Source organism: Paraburkholderia eburnea (assembly GCF_002917095.1).
GTDB classification, from domain to species: domain Bacteria; phylum Pseudomonadota; class Gammaproteobacteria; order Burkholderiales; family Burkholderiaceae; genus Paraburkholderia; species Paraburkholderia eburnea.
Map to the genome: position 1 here is coordinate 14,449 of NZ_PQGA01000027.1, position 14,932 is coordinate 29,380.

Sequence of the window (14,932 nt, forward strand, 5' to 3'; positions counted from 1 at the left end):
CCAGGCAGACAACAAGGATGACCATGAACGAGCTTTTCATCGATGGGCAATGGTGCGCGGCAAGCGGTCCCGCGTTCGCGTCGCGCAACCCCGGCACCGACGCAACCGTGTGGAGCGGTAACGCCGCGAGCGCCGAGGATGTGGACCGCGCCGTGAGCGCCGCGCGCCGTGCGTTTCCCGTGTGGGCGCAGACGCCGTTCGAGACGCGCTGCGAGATCGTCAAGCGCTTCGCGGCGCTCGTGAACGAACGCAAGGAAGACCTCGCGCGCGCGATCGGCCGCGAGACCGGCAAGCCGCTCTGGGAAGCCCGCACCGAAGCCGCGTCGATGGCCGCCAAGGTCGCGATCTCGATCACGGCCTACGGCGAGCGCACTGGCGAAAAGCGCAGCGAGATGGCCGACGGCGTGGCCGTGCTGCGCCACCGTCCGCACGGCGTGGTGGCGGTGTTCGGCCCGTACAACTTCCCGGGTCACTTGCCCAACGGTCATATCGTGCCCGCGCTGATCGCGGGCAATGCGGTCGTGTTCAAGCCGTCCGAACTCGCGCCGGATGTTGCGCGCGCAACGGTCGAGATCTGGCAGGAAGCGGGCTTGCCCGCAGGCGTGCTCAATCTCGTGCAGGGCGAGCGCGACACGGGCATTGCGCTCGCGAACCATCGCCAGATCGACGGGCTGTTCTTCACCGGCAGCTCGGACACCGGCACGCTGCTGCATCGCCAGTTCGGCGGGCGTCCCGAGATCGTGCTGGCGCTGGAGATGGGCGGCAACAATCCGCTCGTGGTCGCGCCGGTCGAGGATATCGACGCCGCCGTGCATCACGCGATCCAGTCGGCGTTTCTTTCGGCGGGGCAGCGCTGCACCTGCGCGCGCCGCATCCTGGTGCCGTCGGGCGCGTTTGGCGATCGCTTCATCGAGCGCTTTGTCGAGGTGTCCTCACGAATTGCCGTGGGCGAATACAACGCCGAGCCGCAACCCTTCATGGGTGCGGTGATCTCCGCGCGCGCCGCGGCGAAGCTGATCGACGCGCAAACGCTGCTGCTCGCGCGCGGCGCGAAGGCGCTGTTGCCGATGCAGCAGCGCGACCCGGCGCTCGGCTTCGTCACGCCCGGCATTCTCGACGTGACGGGCGTGGCCGATCTGCCCGACGAGGAGCACTTCGGTCCGCTCGCGCAGATCATCCGCTATGCCGGTTTCGACGACGCCATTGCCCAGGCGAACAACACGGCCTATGGCCTCTCGGCGGGCCTGCTCGCCGACGATGCCGCGCTCTGGCAGCGCTTCTCGCGCGAGATCCGCGCGGGCATCGTCAACTGGAACCGGCCGACCAACGGCGCGTCGAGCGGCGCGCCGTTCGGCGGGCCGGGCCGTTCGGGCAATCACCGCCCCAGCGCCTTCTACGCCGCCGACTACTGCGCGTGGCCGATGGCCTCGGTGGAAAGCGCACAACTGCAGATGCCCGCGAGCGTTTCGCCGGGCCTTCAATTCTGAGGATCGACGATGAGCAATACCGCCAAACTGGCCGCCACGGCGCTCGAAGCCAATTTCGACGGCCTCGTCGGCCCCACGCACAACTACGCCGGGCTGTCGTTCGGCAACGTCGCCTCGCAGAACAACGAGAAGTCGGTCGCCAACCCGCGCGCCGCCGCGCAGCAGGGCTTGCGCAAGATGAAGCGGCTGGCGGATCTGGGCTTCGCGCAGGGCGTGCTGCCGCCGCAGGAGCGGCCTTCGATTCGCCTCCTGCGCGAACTCGGTTTCAGCGGCAAGGACGGCGAGGCCATCGCGCGCGCCGCGAAGGACGCGCCCGAACTGCTCGCGGCGGCCAGCTCCGCCTCGGCGATGTGGACCGCCAATGCAGCGACCGTGAGCCCCTCGGCGGACACGCCCGAGCGCCGCGTGCACTTCACGCCCGCCAATCTGTGCAGCAAGCTGCACCGTGCGATCGAGCACGAGTACACGCGCCGCACGCTGGGCGCGATTTTCGCGGACCCGTCGCATTTCGTGGTGCACGACGCGCTGCCGGGCACGCCCGCGCTCGGCGACGAAGGCGCGGCCAATCACACGCGCTTTTGCGCGGAGTACGGCACGCGCGGCGTGGAGTTCTTCGTCTATGGCCGCAGCGAATACCGTCGCGGGCCGGAGCCGAAGCGCTTCCCGGCGCGCCAGACTTTCGAGGCGAGCCGCGCGGTGGCGCAGCGCCACGGCCTCGCCGAGGCCGATGTGGTGTTCGCGCAGCAAAGCCCGGATGTGATCGACGCGGGCGTGTTCCATAACGACGTGATCGCCGTCGGCAACCGCACCACGCTCTTTTGCCACGAGCGCGCGTTTGTCGATCAGCAGAAGGTCTACGAGGAACTGCGCGGCAAGCTGGGTGCGCACGGCACGCCGTTCAACGTGATCGAGGTGCCGGACGCCCAGGTGAGCGTGGCGAACGCCGTCTCCTCGTATCTGTTCAACAGTCAGTTGCTCAGCCGCGCGGACGGCAAGCAGGTGCTGGTCGTGCCGCAGGAATGCCGCGAGAACCCGCACGTGGCGATGTATCTCGACGATCTCACCGCGAAGAGCGGCCCGATCGACGAGGTGCTCGTGTTCGATCTGCGCGAGAGCATGAAGAACGGTGGCGGCCCCGCCTGCCTGCGCCTGCGCGTGGTGCTCGACGAAGCCGAGCGCGCGGCCGTGGCGCCTGGCGCGTGGATGAACGACACGCTGTTCGCGCGCCTCGACGCGTGGATCGAAAAGCACTATCGCGACCGCCTGGCGCCGCAGGATCTCACCGATCCGGCGCTGCTGGTGGAGTCGCGCACCGCGCTTGACGAGCTGACGCAGATTCTCGGCCTGGGTTCGCTCTATGACTTCCAGCGCTGAAGTCATGCTGGACGATTTTCTGGGCGCGACGCTCGCGGGCACGCGAGCGGCTGGCGAGCACGGTCTTGGCGCGCGCGGCACGGTGCGCTGGCAGTGGCTCGACGAAGGCGTGCTGCTGCTGGAGCCGGCACAAGTCAGCGAGGCGACGCGCAGCGTTTTGCTTTCCGCCGGCGTGCATGGCGACGAGACCGCGCCGATCGAACTGCTCTCGAAGATCGTCGCCGATATCGCGGCGGGGCGGCTCGCGCTGGCTTGCCGCGTGCTTGTCGTGCTGGGCAACGTGGCCGCGATGCGCGCGGCCACGCGCTATCAGGACGACGATCTCAATCGCCTCTTCGGCGGGCGTCACGCGCGCGTGCCGCAAAGCCGCGAAGCGCCGCGCGCCGTCGCGCTCGAAGCCGCGGCGCAGCGCTTTTTCGCTGGAGCGTCCACCGCGCCGGGCGCGCGCTGGCACCTCGACATGCATACCGCGATCCGGGCTTCGGCGTTCGAGCAGTTCGCGCTGTTGCCTTATATCGACAATGCGACCGGCGCCGCGCCCGCGCGCGCGATGTTCGAATGGCTCGCCGATGCGCGCATCGCCGCCGTGCTGATCCACACGGAGAAGGGCGCGACGTACTCGTCGTTTACCGCCGATCATTGTGGCGCGATGGCTTGCACGCTGGAACTCGGCAAGGTGCGTCCGTTCGGCGAGAACGATCTCGCGCGCTTCGCCCATGCCGATGCCGCCGTGCGCAGGCTGGTTGCGGGCACAACGAAGGAGCCCGCGCCGATGCCGCGCGTCTTCACCGTGATCGGCCAGATCACAAAACAGAGCGACGCGTTTGCGCTGCACGTGGCCGCCGATGTGCCGAACTTCACGCCGTTCGCGCGCGGCACCGTGCTTGCCGAGGACGGCGCGTATCGCTACGTCGTCGCGCACGACGAAGAGCGCATCGTGTTCCCGAATCCCACCGTGAAGCCGGGCCTGCGCGCGGGCCTGCTCGTGGTCGAGACCACGGACGCCACGCTCGCCGCGCTGGTTTGAGCCGCCGCGCACTTGCGCATCCACGACACCCAATTGCAACTTCGCACCAGGCCCATTTGCCGGCCTGGCGTGCCGCGCGCGGTACAATCGCGCCCCTGCGGTTGCTGCGGCGCATCAGAAAGGGTGCGATCGTTTGAGCCGCATTTTTGGCGCAGCGATCCTGTGCCGCGCCCCGCATATCGACGGAGCGCACCGTATTTCGACTGGATAGAGACACTGATGAATATGAACTGGAACAAGCTGGCCACTTTCGCGCTCTGCACGGCCGTTACCTTCGGCGCGGGCGCCACGCTGGCGCAAGCCGCCGACCTCAAGGAAGTCCGCTTCGGCGTCGAGGCGTCGTATGCGCCGTTCGAATCGAAATCGCCGAGCGGCGAGCTGCAAGGCTTCGATATCGACGTGGGCAACGCCGTCTGCGCCAAGCTCAAGGTGAAGTGCGTGTGGGTGGAAAACTCGTTTGACGGCCTGATTCCGGCACTGGAGGCGCGCAAGTTCAACGCCATCAATTCGGACATGACCATCACGGATCAGCGCCGCCAGGCGATCGACTTCACCGATCCGATCTACGCGATCCCCAACCAGATGATCGCGAAGAAGGGCAGCCCGCTACTGCCGACGGCGCAATCGCTCAAGGGCAAGCACGTGGGCGTGCTCCAGGGCACGATCCAGGAAACCTATGCGAAGGCCAAGTGGGCGCCGGCCGGCGTCGATGTCGTGCCTTACCAGACCCAGGACCAGATCTACGCGGATCTCGTGTCGGGCCGTCTGGACGCCGCGTTCCAGGACGCCGAAGCCGCCTCGAAGGGCTTCCTGAACAAGCCGCAGGGCGCGGGCTTCGCGTTCGCGGGCCCGCAGGTCGTCGACACGAAGCTGCTCGGCGAAGGCGTGGGCTATGGCGTGCGCAAGAACGACGCGGCGCTGAAGGCCGCGCTCAACGGCGCGCTCAAGGACCTGAAGGCCGACGGCACGATCGACAGGATCGCCGCGAAGTACTTCGACGTGAAGGTCGTGCTGAAGTAAGCGCGCGACGCTGACGAAGCGACACGGCGTATCCCATACCGGCCAGGCTTTGCTGGCCGGTATTTTTTACTGGATGAATGGTTCGGTATCCTTAGTAACGATGCTAAATGTCTGTAACGATGGAATTTTTAGCGCGCGGCCAATGAAGAATTTCGTGGAATTGAGTGTTTGCTTCATATGCCGAACGTACCTGCCAGGATAGAATTGGCAAAATAGAAAGAGGCTGCCGCCAGCCTGTTTTCCTGCAAAAAGCGAAGCCGAAAACGCGCGTGCGGCGGGCCAGAACGAGTCAGGCAAGAGACACCAAACGACCTTGGCGCCGCTTCAGGCACGGCGCTTCGCGGGGGACCCCATGAGCTTCAGTGCCGCAGACCGACCAGGCATGTCGGACGTCGAAGGCGAACAGCCGTCCAGCAGCCAGTTGGCCGATCCCTACCAGGTTTATTTCGCGCGTCAGCCCATGCTTGATCGCGACGGCATGTTGTGCGCGTACGAAACGCTGCCGCGCGTCGTGCTGGGTGAGGTCGAAGGAGAGGTGGACCCGCGCGCGAGCGCCGGGGCCGCGCTGCTCAAGGCTTTCGCCACGCCGACTCTGCGTGCCGCGCTGAGCGGCCATCCCGCCTGGCTCGACATGACGCGCGAAGCGCTCTTCGACGACGCGCTGCTGCGTTTGCCGGCCGACAGGGTGGTCTTCGAATTGCCGGTCGGCATCGGCGCCGATCCGGAACTGATCGCGCGCCTCGTCACGCTGCATGGCAAACGTTATCGTTTCGCGCTCGACAACGTCACGAAGGCCGACGAATCGTTTGCGAAACTGCTGCCCTACGTGGACGCGATCAAGATCGATACCCAGGACATCGCGCCCGCGCTGCTGCCGAAGTTCGCGAGCGTGCTCAAGTCGGCGGGCAAGCTTCTGGTCGCGCTCAAGGTGGAAACGGCGCAGGCACACGACCACGCGCATGCGCTGGGCTTCGACCGCTTCCAGGGGTATTACTTCGCGAAGCATCAGGGTGGTTTGCGCCGCGCGAGCGCGCCGCGTCAGGCGCTGCTGAACCTGCTGCAACTGCTCGCCGCGGAGCCCACGGTGATGCAGCTCGAAGCGGAGCTCAAGCTCAATCCCGTGCTCGTGATGCATTTGATGCGCCTCGCCAATTCGGGCAGCTATGCGCTGGGCCGCAAGGTCACGACGCTGCGCGAGGCCATCAACGCGACCGGCACCAACCGCATCGCGCGCTGGACGCAACTGCTGCTGTACGCCGATGGCCGCAAGGTCAAGCTCGAAGACGACCCGCTGCTGCAACTGGCCGCCACGCGCGCGCGCTTCATGGAACTGGCCACGGCGATCCTGCCGGAGGCGGGCCCGAGCGAAGAGGACGCCGCGTTTCTGGTGGGCGTGTTCTCGTTCGTCGATGCGGTGTTCGGCGGCTCGCTCGATGAGGCGCTCGAAGTGCTGCGCCTGCCCAAGCCGATCCGCGCGGCCATTTCGCGCCGCGAAGGCGTGCTGGGCCGTCTGCTCGACGTGATCGAGGCGCTGGAGCGCGGCGACTGGGCTGCGGTCGATATGGCCAGTGCGGCGCTTGCTCCGCTCGACGCGGGCGCGATCGCGGCGCTTGCGCTCACGGCTGCGGAGTGGGCCGGCATGGCCGACAGCAGCGCGGAAGCGCAAGGGCTCGAACGTATCGAGGATTGAGCGGGCGCGGCGTAAGTGCCGCCACCCGCTGCGGATGGCTGAAGCCTTGCTTGATTCAGGCCTTGACCGGATGCGCCGCGAAGAAGCGCGACAGCTCGTGCGCAAGCCCGTTGAGCGCGCTCATTTCCTTCTGCGAAATGCGGCGCGGTTCCTGGCTCATCAGCCAGTCGCCATAGACCAGCGCCACCGGCGCGTCGCCCGTGACCGCCACCGGCAGCAGCACGAAGGCGCGCGTATCGTCGAAGCGCGCACGGTACCAGCCCGGCAGACGCGTGAGCATTTTCGGGTCGCGCGCATTTTCGATGAAGATGCCCACCGAGTTCGCGATCGCCAGATGGAACACATCGGGCTGGAACGCCGCGCTGAACGACAGCTTTTCCAGACCTTCTTCCACCTGCGGGCCGAAGCCGCGCTGCGCCTCGAACATGTTCGCGCCGCGCCGCACGAACACCACCGTGCGCGCGAAGCCGAGTCCCGCGAGCACGGTTTCCGTGGCGAGCGTCAGCGCCGTGCTGAGCGAGCTGTCCGGCGGCAGCGAGCGCAGATCTTCCACGCCTGCGGCGATGCGCGCTTCGGGATCGAGCGCTTCGCGTGCGATTGCATCGGCGTTGGCGCGCAGCTCGACGATCTCGCGCATCACGCCGTCGTCGGCTTCCTCGCGCGCGAGCGCCAGACTCATCTGCACGAGCGTTTCCGGATCGGTCGAGAGCGCGCGGCCGTAGAAGTGGGCGAGGTCGCTGATGTGCTCTTCGCGCGTCTCTTCGGTGAGGCCGGGCGTCGTCAGCACGCGCGCCACTTCGGTCGAATAGTTGGTGATGGCGCGCAGCCACTGCACCTGGCGCGGCTCGGTGCCCGCCGGGTCGAATTCGCCCATGCCTTCGCGGATGGCTTCCGGCAGACGCCAGCGCGAAGCCGCGTCCTGACCGATCTCGGCAAAGGTCACGCCGAGCACGTCGATGCAGGCATCGTCTTCGTCCACGCCGTTATCGCATTCGCGGCGGATCTGATCCCATTCGGGTTCGAGATAGAACACCACCAGCAGCTTGCCGACCTGACGCATCAGCGTGCAGACCACGGCCTCTTCGCCGGCGCGCAGATCGCCGCGTTCGGTGAGCTTGCGCGCGACGAACCCCGACAGCATGGTGCGGTTGAGTTCGAGCTTGGCGTCGATGCGGCGCGGCGCGCTGTGATGGAAGTGATCGACGATCTTCAGCCCCACCACGAGATGGCCGACCGCGTCCATGCCGAGCACCATCAAGGCGCGCGTGACGGTGGTGATATTGCCGCCGAACGCCAGGTACATCGCCGAGTTGGCGAGACGCAGGACCTTCTGCGTGAGCGCGAAGTCCGACAGCACCACCTTCACGAGCGCGCTGAAGTCGTAGTCGTCGTTCGTCATGGCGGCGACCGTGGTGCGCAGCGATTGCGACAGCATCGGGAAGTCCCCGCGCTCGTTCATGCGAGCCCAGAGCCGGTCGAGCAGGACAGCCTTTACCATCTGAACCATGTCAATTTCGCTAATGCCCTGCGTGTATCGGTGTCGGCATCAGTGCACGCGATGCACGTGCAGGGTGCGCGACTCGAAACGCTGCGAGAGCTCCTCGGAGGGCAACGCCTTGCAGACGAGCCATCCCTGGATATGGTCGCAGCCCATCTTCGTGAGCAGCTCGCGCTGGGCCTCGGTCTCGACGCCTTCGGCGACGAGTTCGAGTTCCAGCGTGCGCGCAAGGCCCACAACGGCGTTGACGATCGCCTGATCGTTACGCGATGTGAGCAGATTCTCGACGAAGCTGCGGTCGATCTTCAGTTTCGAAAGCGGAAAGCGCTGCAGATACGCAAGACTCGAATAGCCGGTGCCGAAGTCATCCACGGCAAAGCGGATGCCCAGGCCCGTGAGCTCTTCAAGCAGTTTCACTGCATGCTGCGGGTCTTGCATCAGCAGGCTTTCGGTGATTTCGAAGACAAGCCGACGCGGATCGAGCCCGGTGAGCTGGATCGCCTCCTGTACGCTGTCCTTGAAACGCGGATTGCGGAACTGCTGCGGCGATACGTTGACCGCGATGTACTGCAAGGCGATGCCTTGCTCGTCCCATTGTGTCAATTGCATGCAGGCCGCTTTCAAAACCCAGTTGCCGAGATAATTAATCAGGCCGACGGATTCCGCAAGCGGAATAAACGTTGAAGGCGGCACGAGACCGTGCAATGGATGTTGCCAGCGGATCAGCGCTTCCACCCCCACCACGCCGCGCGTCGCGCTGCTGGTGATGGGCTGGAAGTGCAGCGAGAACTCGCCGTTGCGCACGCCGTCGTAGAGATCGGACTCGAGCTTGAGCAGCAGCGCGTCGGTCGGATCGTTGTCGGGTACATGCAACATAAACGTGTTGCCGCCGGCGGCCTTGGCCGTTTGCAACGCCTGGTCGGCGCGACGGATCAGCGGCGTCGTGTCCGGATGACCGTCTGCGGGCGCCTCGGTGGATGCGGTTTCGGCGATGGAAGACGCGATCGCCTGGACACGCTGATCCGGATGAAACGCAATGCCGATGCTCGCCGACAGATGCACGGGCTGGTCGCGGAACGTGTAGGGCTGCAGCACCGAAGTGAGCAGACGGCGCGCGAGCGCTTCGGCGGCCACGCGGATGTCGCCCGGTTCGCCGCGCAGTTGTGGCGTGATCAGAATCGCGAACTCGTCGCTGCCGATGCGCGCGATCAGCTCGCCTTGCAGCGCGAGGTGGCTCAGGCGGCGCGCGGTCTCGCGCAGCAGTTCGTCGCCGGCGTCGTAGCCGAGCGCGCGGTTCACGCGTTGATAGTCGTCGAGGTCGAGCAGCAGCAGGGCGACCGGCACGCCATGCGCGTCCGCTTCGGCCTGGGCGCGTTCGAGCGCGGGGGCGAGCGCGGCCTGATTCGGCAGCCCCGTGAGCGGATCGTGATGCAGCGCATGCGTCAGGCGCGCCTGCGCGCCTTGCCAGGCCGACACGTCGAAGCCCGCAATCGCGAAGCCGTCCATGCCGGCGTAGGAGGCGCGCTGCACGCGCAGCTCCACGGCCATCGGATAGGTGAGGGCCTTGATGAGGTCGACCGTGGCTTTCTCGACGCCGCCGCTTTCCAGCGCACTCACGAAGAGGGCGTCGAGGCGCGCGATATGTTCGGGCGCGACGAGGTCGTGCAGCGTGGTGCCGAGCAGGAACTCGCGGTGATAGCCGGCAAAGCGCAGGCTCGCGTCGGAGACGTAGAGGAAGCGCAGATTGCGGTCCACGTGCACGAGAAAGTCCACCGCGGCGGCGGTCTGCTCGAACGAGCGCGACACGGCGTCGGCGTGCGGGACCGGCAGGTTCCGCGTGGGCGCGGCGGCGCCCGTATCGGCCGCATTGCCATATGCGGCGGTGGCGAGGTCGGAGGCGGCGGGGACGAGCGGCGCGCCGTTCACCGCTGCAACCGGGACGCCGGGTGCGCCGCCACGGCCGGTGCGTGCCCGCAGGCGGTCTATGACCGTGCGCAGCCAGCCCGGGCGGGGCGCGGTGATCCTGTTCGCTTCCATGTGTATCGCTGGCAACCTATGTACTAGTCGGCGTGTATGCGTCGTTCGTGTCAGTCGCGCGGCGTGCGGCCATCGGCATGACACGCCCCATCAGACCAGGATATCGACCTCGGGAGCAAAATCTTTAGCGGCTGTGCAGAAAAAACGGCCAGATGGCGAACTCCCCGCGAGGTACGATGCCAGCACGCCCAGATTCGGTTAAAGTGGCGCCGGTCGGACGTCCCCGGCGATGCAGAATGCATGTTCAGCGCCCCGCGCGCAAGAGTTTGGGTTAGTCTTTTGGTTCAGCCTCGTGCGAACCGGGACGCCGGACCGGCCATTTTCCAGTACGTCAATTTTTGACCGGTTATTGTCCGATCAGGTCCGCGGGACCGGAACCCATCAGCGGGGGCCGCGCGCACCGGGTCTTCGAGACCGAATTTATTCGCCCGAGTCTTTTCGCCATGTCCGATTCATCGTCAGCGTCCGCACGACCGGAGTTCCCGGCCGAGCCAGGCGATCGTGACTCCGGCGCTCCGCAGTCCAGTGTGCCCGCGCAGTCCGCTATCCAGCCCGCCGTGCATCCTGCGGCGCACCCCTTCGTTTATCTCGGCCGCCAACCGATCCTCGATCGCAACGGCGCGCTCAGCGCCTACGAGCTGCTGTTCCGCGGTGGCCCCCAGAACCGCGCCGACGTCTTCGACGACGCGCTCGCCACCGCCCAGGTGATGACGCGCACGATGGGTCAGCTTGGCGTGCCCGCCGTGCTGGGACGCCACCACGGCTACGTCAACATGAGCCGTGAGCTGCTGTTCGACGACATCGTCCATCTGCTGCCACCGGAGCGCTTCGTGCTCGAAGTGCTGGAACACGTGGGCTTCGATACGGCAGTGCTCGAACGTCTCGCCCAGTTGCGCCGCGCCGGTTACCGCATCGCCTTCGACGACGTGAACGCCCTGACCGACGGCCTGCGCCGCGCGCTGCCCTACGCGGACATCGTCAAGGTCGATCTGATGCAGACCGGGCGCGAGGCGCTGCCCGCGCTCGCCGCCGCCATCGCCGCCGAGGGCAAGACGCTGATCGCCGAAAAGGTCGAGACGCGCGAGGACTTCGAATACACGCGCGAGCTGGGTTTCGACCTGTTCCAGGGGTACTTCTTCGCGCGCCCGCAGGTGCTGCGCGCGCCGAAGGTGCGTGCCTCGCGCCTCGCGCTCGTGCGCCTGCTGGCGCTGGTGGCGGGCGACGTCGGCATCGCCGAGCTTGAGCACGAGTTGCGCAGCCATCCGGGCGTGGTGGTGCAACTGCTGCGTCTCGTCAATTCGAGCGCTTATGCGCCGGGCCGGCCGATCTCGTCGCTGCGCGAAGCCGTGCTCGCGGCGGGCACGCGCCAGATCGCGCGCTGGGCGCAACTGCTGCTTTACGCGAGCGGGCGCGACCTGCCGTGGAGTTCCGATCCGCTCGTGCAGCTCGCGGGCACGCGCTCGCACTTCATGGAACTGGCCGCACGCAGCCTCGCGCCGAACGACGCCGATTTCGCCGATGCCGCCTTCATGACCGGCATCTTCTCGCTCGTGCACGTGCTGGTGGGCTCGACGCCCGCGCATACGCTGGAGCGCCTCGGGCTTTCGCGCGAGATCAGCGAGGCCGTCGATGGCCAGCGCGGCGAACTCGGTATGCTGCTGCGCGTGGCCGAAGCCGCCGAGCAGGGCGACGACCAGCTCGCGCAATCGCTCGTCGCCCAGGCGGGCGGGCGCTTCGAGGCGCTCACGCCGCCGTTGCTCGGCGAGCTGAACCTGTGGGCGAGCGCGTGGTTCTCCGCCTATGCCGATGGTTGAAAGTCGCGTGTAAGTCTTGTCCGGCCCCGCGCGCGCCACGTTCTGCGCGCGCGGGCCGAGTGTGGTCCAATAGGGGCGAGCGCCGCGGTGTAAGGCGGCGATCCGTTCAAGGACCACGAGGACATCCGACATGAAACCGAGGTATTTCGCGGCCACCGCCGCGGCGCTCGTGTGCGCAGGACTTTCGCTGTTCGCGCTGAGCGCGCAGGCCACGCTCAAGCCGGGCGATCCGGCGCCCGACTTCACGACCCAGGCGTCGCTGGGCGGCAAGACCTACACCTATTCGCTCGCCTCCGAGCTCAAGAAAGGCCCGGTGGTGGTGTACTTCTATCCGGCCGCCTTCACGAAAGGCTGCACGATCGAGGCGCATGAGTTCGCCGAAGCCGTCGACGAGTACAAGAAGTACGGCGCAACCGTGATCGGCGTGTCGCACGACAACATCGACACGCTCACGAAATTCTCGGTGAGCGAGTGCCGCAGCAAGTTCCCCGTGGCCGCCGACGAGGACTCGAAGATCATCAAGTCCTACGACGCGTCGATGCCGCTGCATGCGTCGATGGCCAACCGCGTTTCCTACGTGATCGCACCGGACGGCAAGGTCATCTACGAATACACGAGCCTCTCGCCCGACCAGCACGTCGAAAACACCCTGCGCGCGGTGAAGGAGTGGACCGCGCAGCATCCGCAGCAGTAATCGCGCAGCAATCCGGCGCGATATCAACACGATACCGGCGGCGCGGTCCCTCGCGTGTGACGGCCTTGCGATGAGACAAGCTTGCGATGAGACAAGCTTTAGGCGCAGGGCCGATGTATCCCGATGTATCCGATATGCGCGGGCCTCCGCGCGCTGGTATCGTGCGGGTTTCCCGTTCTGACTTCCGCCCTGGCGCCCGGTTGGCGCGCGCCGTAGCGCGTTCGCGCAATCCGTTTCCGTATGCCCATCTTCGTCCTGCTCTTCGTATTCGCCGCGCTCGTGTATGGCGTGGTGTGGTCGTATCACGCCATCGCCGCGCAATTCGGCAGTGCAGTTGCGATTGGCGCCGCCGTGGTGGCTGCGGCCATCGTCATCGCGTTCGTTGCGCACTGGCTGCGCCGCCGCCGCGACGTCGCGCGCAACCTGCATGGCGAGGGCGACTGGACTCATCGCGTCGCGGGAGCGTGGGGCGAAGCGAGGCTCGCCGCCGACAAGCGCCTTTGCGAAATCACGCAAGGCGAGCAGCACGGCGCCTACATCTTCGCTGACCTGCAAGGCGCGCTGCCGCAGCGCCACGCGAACGGCTGGCACGTCGCGCTGCGCGTGGCCGACGCGCGCAAGCCGCTCTGGCAATTGCCGATGCCCAGCGAGCGCGAGGCGAAGCGCTGGGCGCGCGTTTTCACGCTCGCGATCGCGCAGAAGCTCTGAACGCCACCGTTTTGTAACTGACTGATTCTTATGCTTGATTTCTCACTGTCCGTGCATAGATTGCCCATGTTGCGTACCTGTTGCCTCGGCCTCGCGCTCGCCGCGAGCGCGACGCTCTTCAGCGCCTGCGACCAGCAGAAAGTCGCCGACGCCGTCAACGCGATCAAGCCGGACTCGATGGCGTTCGGCGGCCTGAAGATCGGCGTGTCGAGCGTCGAGGACGTGCGCCGCCAGGCGGGCAAGCCCGAGATCGTCTGGCAGAACGACGACGGCACCGAACGGCTCGAATATCCGCGCGGCCCGAATGGCCTGAACACGTGGATGCTCGATTTCGACGCGGACGGCAAGCTTGTCGCGATGACCCAGGCGCTGACGGCGCAGAACATTGCCCAGGTGGTGCCCGGCATGGCGCAGGACGATGTGCGCCGCCTGCTCGGCAAGCCGGCCGAAGTCGCGAAATACGCGCTGAGCCACGAGGAAGTGTGGAGCTGGCACTGGGCCGAAGGCGGCGTGACCGGCGATGGCATGTTCAATGCGCATTTTTCGCCGGACGGGCTGGTAGTGCGGACCTCGCGCTCGGATGCGCCGGGACATGGGACGCATTGAGGCGGAAGAAAGCGCTTGATTGCGCGCAGGAGTGAGAGATGAAGCGTCTGGCGTTGCTGTGGAGAATCGTGAAGGGCGATGCGCGCGTGCTGTGGTTCGCGCTGCGTCAGCCCGGCCGGCCGGTGTGGCTGCTGCCGGCGACGGCGCTGCTCGCGCTCTATGCGCTCGACCCGTTCAATATCGCGCTGCCGGTGGCGGGCGTGATCGACGACGGCATCATCGTGCCGCTCGTGCTGCATCTGCTGGTGCGGTGCCTGCCGATGGAAATGAGGCGGGCGGGTCTGAGGGCGGCTGACGCCCTCAGACGTGCCGCGCGAGCGCTCAAGTGTGGCGCGCAAACGCAAAAACCTGCTCGGCGAACAGCAGCACCGCCACCACGATCATCGCCGCGCCGGAGAGCTGGCTGACGATCCGCGCGGCCTTGGGCCGCGTGCTCAGCACAGCCTTCGAACCCAGCCCGACCACCGAATAGACCGACGCGCAGTTGAGCATATGCAGCGCGCCGAGCACCACGATCTGCACCGATACCGACCATCCCGCGCCGGGCCGCGTGAATTGCGGCAGCAGCGCGACGAACAGCAGGATCGCCTTGGGATTGAGCCCACTGATCGCAAAACCGCGCAGCGCCCAGCCTTGCCTGCTGTTTTGGCCCGCCGCCTGACCCGGCCCGTCGTCCGCCGAAAGTTGCGAAGCCGGCCGCATCAAGGTTTTCACGCCCAGCCAGAGCAGATACGCGCCGCCCGCCACGGTCAGCACCGACAACACCGCCGGCACGCTCGTGACCAGCGTGCCCACGCCCGCGGCGACCACCAGCGTGATCGCCAGATAGCCGAGCAGCATGCCGCCCACTGCCGGCGCGACCACGCGTCCGCGCAGCCCCGCCGAAATCGCATAGGCCCAGTCCGCTCCCGGAACCATGACGAGGGAGAACGAGACGATCCAGAACGCGGTCAACAAACTTGCTTGCACTGCTGTAC

General features: G+C 66.7%; 13 protein-coding genes. 10 read left to right on the forward strand and 3 right to left on the reverse strand.

Annotated features, from left to right (window positions below):
* Nucleotides 1–23: 23 nt before the first annotated feature.
* The 5 genes from astD (at nucleotide 24) to B0G62_RS28245 (ending at nucleotide 6,598) form a co-directional block, all read left to right on the forward strand.
* Complete coding sequence (gene astD / locus B0G62_RS28225) at nucleotides 24–1,487, forward strand: succinylglutamate-semialdehyde dehydrogenase (protein WP_103707470.1); 1,464 nt, start codon at nucleotides 24–26, stop codon at nucleotides 1,485–1,487.
* A 9-nt stretch (nucleotides 1,488–1,496) separates the two neighbouring features.
* Nucleotides 1,497–2,861, forward strand: a complete 1,365-nt coding sequence (astB, locus tag B0G62_RS28230; protein ID WP_103707471.1) for an N-succinylarginine dihydrolase — start codon at nucleotides 1,497–1,499, stop codon at nucleotides 2,859–2,861.
* Nucleotides 2,845–3,888, forward strand: a complete 1,044-nt coding sequence (gene astE, locus B0G62_RS28235; RefSeq protein ID WP_103707472.1) for a succinylglutamate desuccinylase — start codon at nucleotides 2,845–2,847, stop codon at nucleotides 3,886–3,888. The genes astB and astE overlap by 17 nt, the downstream gene beginning before the upstream one ends.
* Before the next feature lie 219 nt (nucleotides 3,889–4,107).
* A complete protein-coding gene (locus tag B0G62_RS28240; protein ID WP_103707473.1) occupies nucleotides 4,108–4,908 on the forward strand; it encodes an ABC transporter substrate-binding protein in 801 nt (266 codons plus the stop codon).
* A 382-nt stretch (nucleotides 4,909–5,290) separates the two neighbouring features.
* A complete protein-coding gene (locus tag B0G62_RS28245) occupies nucleotides 5,291–6,598 on the forward strand; it encodes an EAL and HDOD domain-containing protein (RefSeq protein ID WP_103707474.1) in 1,308 nt (435 codons plus the stop codon).
* A 55-nt stretch (nucleotides 6,599–6,653) separates the two neighbouring features.
* Here B0G62_RS28245 and B0G62_RS28250 read toward each other — a convergent pair whose 3' ends face one another.
* Both B0G62_RS28250 and B0G62_RS28255 read right to left on the reverse strand, forming a co-directional pair.
* On the reverse strand, nucleotides 6,654–8,096 hold the full coding sequence (locus B0G62_RS28250; RefSeq protein WP_103707519.1) for an HDOD domain-containing protein: 1,443 nt from the start codon (nucleotides 8,094–8,096) through the stop codon (nucleotides 6,654–6,656).
* A 48-nt stretch (nucleotides 8,097–8,144) separates the two neighbouring features.
* Entirely contained in the window at nucleotides 8,145–10,133 is a 1,989-nt protein-coding gene (locus B0G62_RS28255; RefSeq protein ID WP_103707475.1) for a putative bifunctional diguanylate cyclase/phosphodiesterase, read from the reverse strand.
* Between the two features lie 443 nt (nucleotides 10,134–10,576).
* Here B0G62_RS28255 and B0G62_RS28260 point away from each other — a divergent pair, with 443 nt between their 5' ends.
* The 5 genes from B0G62_RS28260 (at nucleotide 10,577) to B0G62_RS32765 (ending at nucleotide 14,362) form a co-directional block, all read left to right on the forward strand.
* Nucleotides 10,577–11,947, forward strand: coding sequence for an EAL and HDOD domain-containing protein (locus B0G62_RS28260; RefSeq protein WP_103707476.1), 1,371 nt, complete (start codon nucleotides 10,577–10,579; stop codon nucleotides 11,945–11,947).
* Nucleotides 11,948–12,077: 130 nt separating this feature from the next.
* On the forward strand, nucleotides 12,078–12,641 hold the full coding sequence (locus B0G62_RS28265) for a peroxiredoxin (protein ID WP_103707477.1): 564 nt from the start codon (nucleotides 12,078–12,080) through the stop codon (nucleotides 12,639–12,641).
* 240 nt (nucleotides 12,642–12,881) lie between these two features.
* On the forward strand, nucleotides 12,882–13,349 hold the full coding sequence (locus B0G62_RS28270; protein WP_103707478.1) for a hypothetical protein: 468 nt from the start codon (nucleotides 12,882–12,884) through the stop codon (nucleotides 13,347–13,349).
* A 66-nt stretch (nucleotides 13,350–13,415) separates the two neighbouring features.
* Nucleotides 13,416–13,955 carry a hypothetical protein gene (locus B0G62_RS28275; protein ID WP_103707479.1) on the forward strand — a complete coding sequence of 180 codons (540 nt, stop codon included), beginning with the start codon at nucleotides 13,416–13,418 and terminating at the stop codon, nucleotides 13,953–13,955.
* Nucleotides 13,956–13,993: 38 nt separating this feature from the next.
* The gene (locus B0G62_RS32765; protein WP_407671251.1) at nucleotides 13,994–14,362 is read left to right on the forward strand and encodes a hypothetical protein; all 369 of its coding nucleotides are present in this window, start codon (nucleotides 13,994–13,996) and stop codon (nucleotides 14,360–14,362) included.
* On the opposite strand, the gene B0G62_RS28285 is transcribed toward B0G62_RS32765, so the two are convergent.
* Nucleotides 14,277–14,924, reverse strand: coding sequence for a LysE family translocator (locus B0G62_RS28285; RefSeq protein ID WP_103707480.1), 648 nt, complete (start codon nucleotides 14,922–14,924; stop codon nucleotides 14,277–14,279). The two genes, B0G62_RS32765 and B0G62_RS28285, sit on opposite strands and share 86 nt — an antisense overlap.
* Between the last annotated feature and the right edge of the window lie 8 nt (nucleotides 14,925–14,932).

What these genes read in the sequence shown, in the direction of transcription:
- B0G62_RS28255 (WP_103707475.1), bottom strand. Translation starts at nt 10,133, where the DNA reads ATGGAAGCGAACAGGATCACCGCGCCCCGCCCGGGCTGGCTGCGCACG.
- B0G62_RS28260 (WP_103707476.1), top strand. Translation starts at nt 10,577, where the DNA reads ATGTCCGATTCATCGTCAGCGTCCGCACGACCGGAGTTCCCGGCCGAG.
- astE (WP_103707472.1), top strand. Translation starts at nt 2,845, where the DNA reads ATGACTTCCAGCGCTGAAGTCATGCTGGACGATTTTCTGGGCGCGACG.
- B0G62_RS28250 (WP_103707519.1), bottom strand. Translation starts at nt 8,096, where the DNA reads ATGGTAAAGGCTGTCCTGCTCGACCGGCTCTGGGCTCGCATGAACGAG.
- B0G62_RS28275 (WP_103707479.1), top strand. Translation starts at nt 13,416, where the DNA reads ATGTTGCGTACCTGTTGCCTCGGCCTCGCGCTCGCCGCGAGCGCGACG.
- B0G62_RS28245 (WP_103707474.1), top strand. Translation starts at nt 5,291, where the DNA reads ATGTCGGACGTCGAAGGCGAACAGCCGTCCAGCAGCCAGTTGGCCGAT.
- astD (WP_103707470.1), top strand. Translation starts at nt 24, where the DNA reads ATGAACGAGCTTTTCATCGATGGGCAATGGTGCGCGGCAAGCGGTCCC.
- astB (WP_103707471.1), top strand. Translation starts at nt 1,497, where the DNA reads ATGAGCAATACCGCCAAACTGGCCGCCACGGCGCTCGAAGCCAATTTC.
- B0G62_RS28270 (WP_103707478.1), top strand. Translation starts at nt 12,882, where the DNA reads ATGCCCATCTTCGTCCTGCTCTTCGTATTCGCCGCGCTCGTGTATGGC.
- B0G62_RS32765 (WP_407671251.1), top strand. Translation starts at nt 13,994, where the DNA reads ATGAAGCGTCTGGCGTTGCTGTGGAGAATCGTGAAGGGCGATGCGCGC.
- B0G62_RS28265 (WP_103707477.1), top strand. Translation starts at nt 12,078, where the DNA reads ATGAAACCGAGGTATTTCGCGGCCACCGCCGCGGCGCTCGTGTGCGCA.
- B0G62_RS28240 (WP_103707473.1), top strand. Translation starts at nt 4,108, where the DNA reads ATGAATATGAACTGGAACAAGCTGGCCACTTTCGCGCTCTGCACGGCC.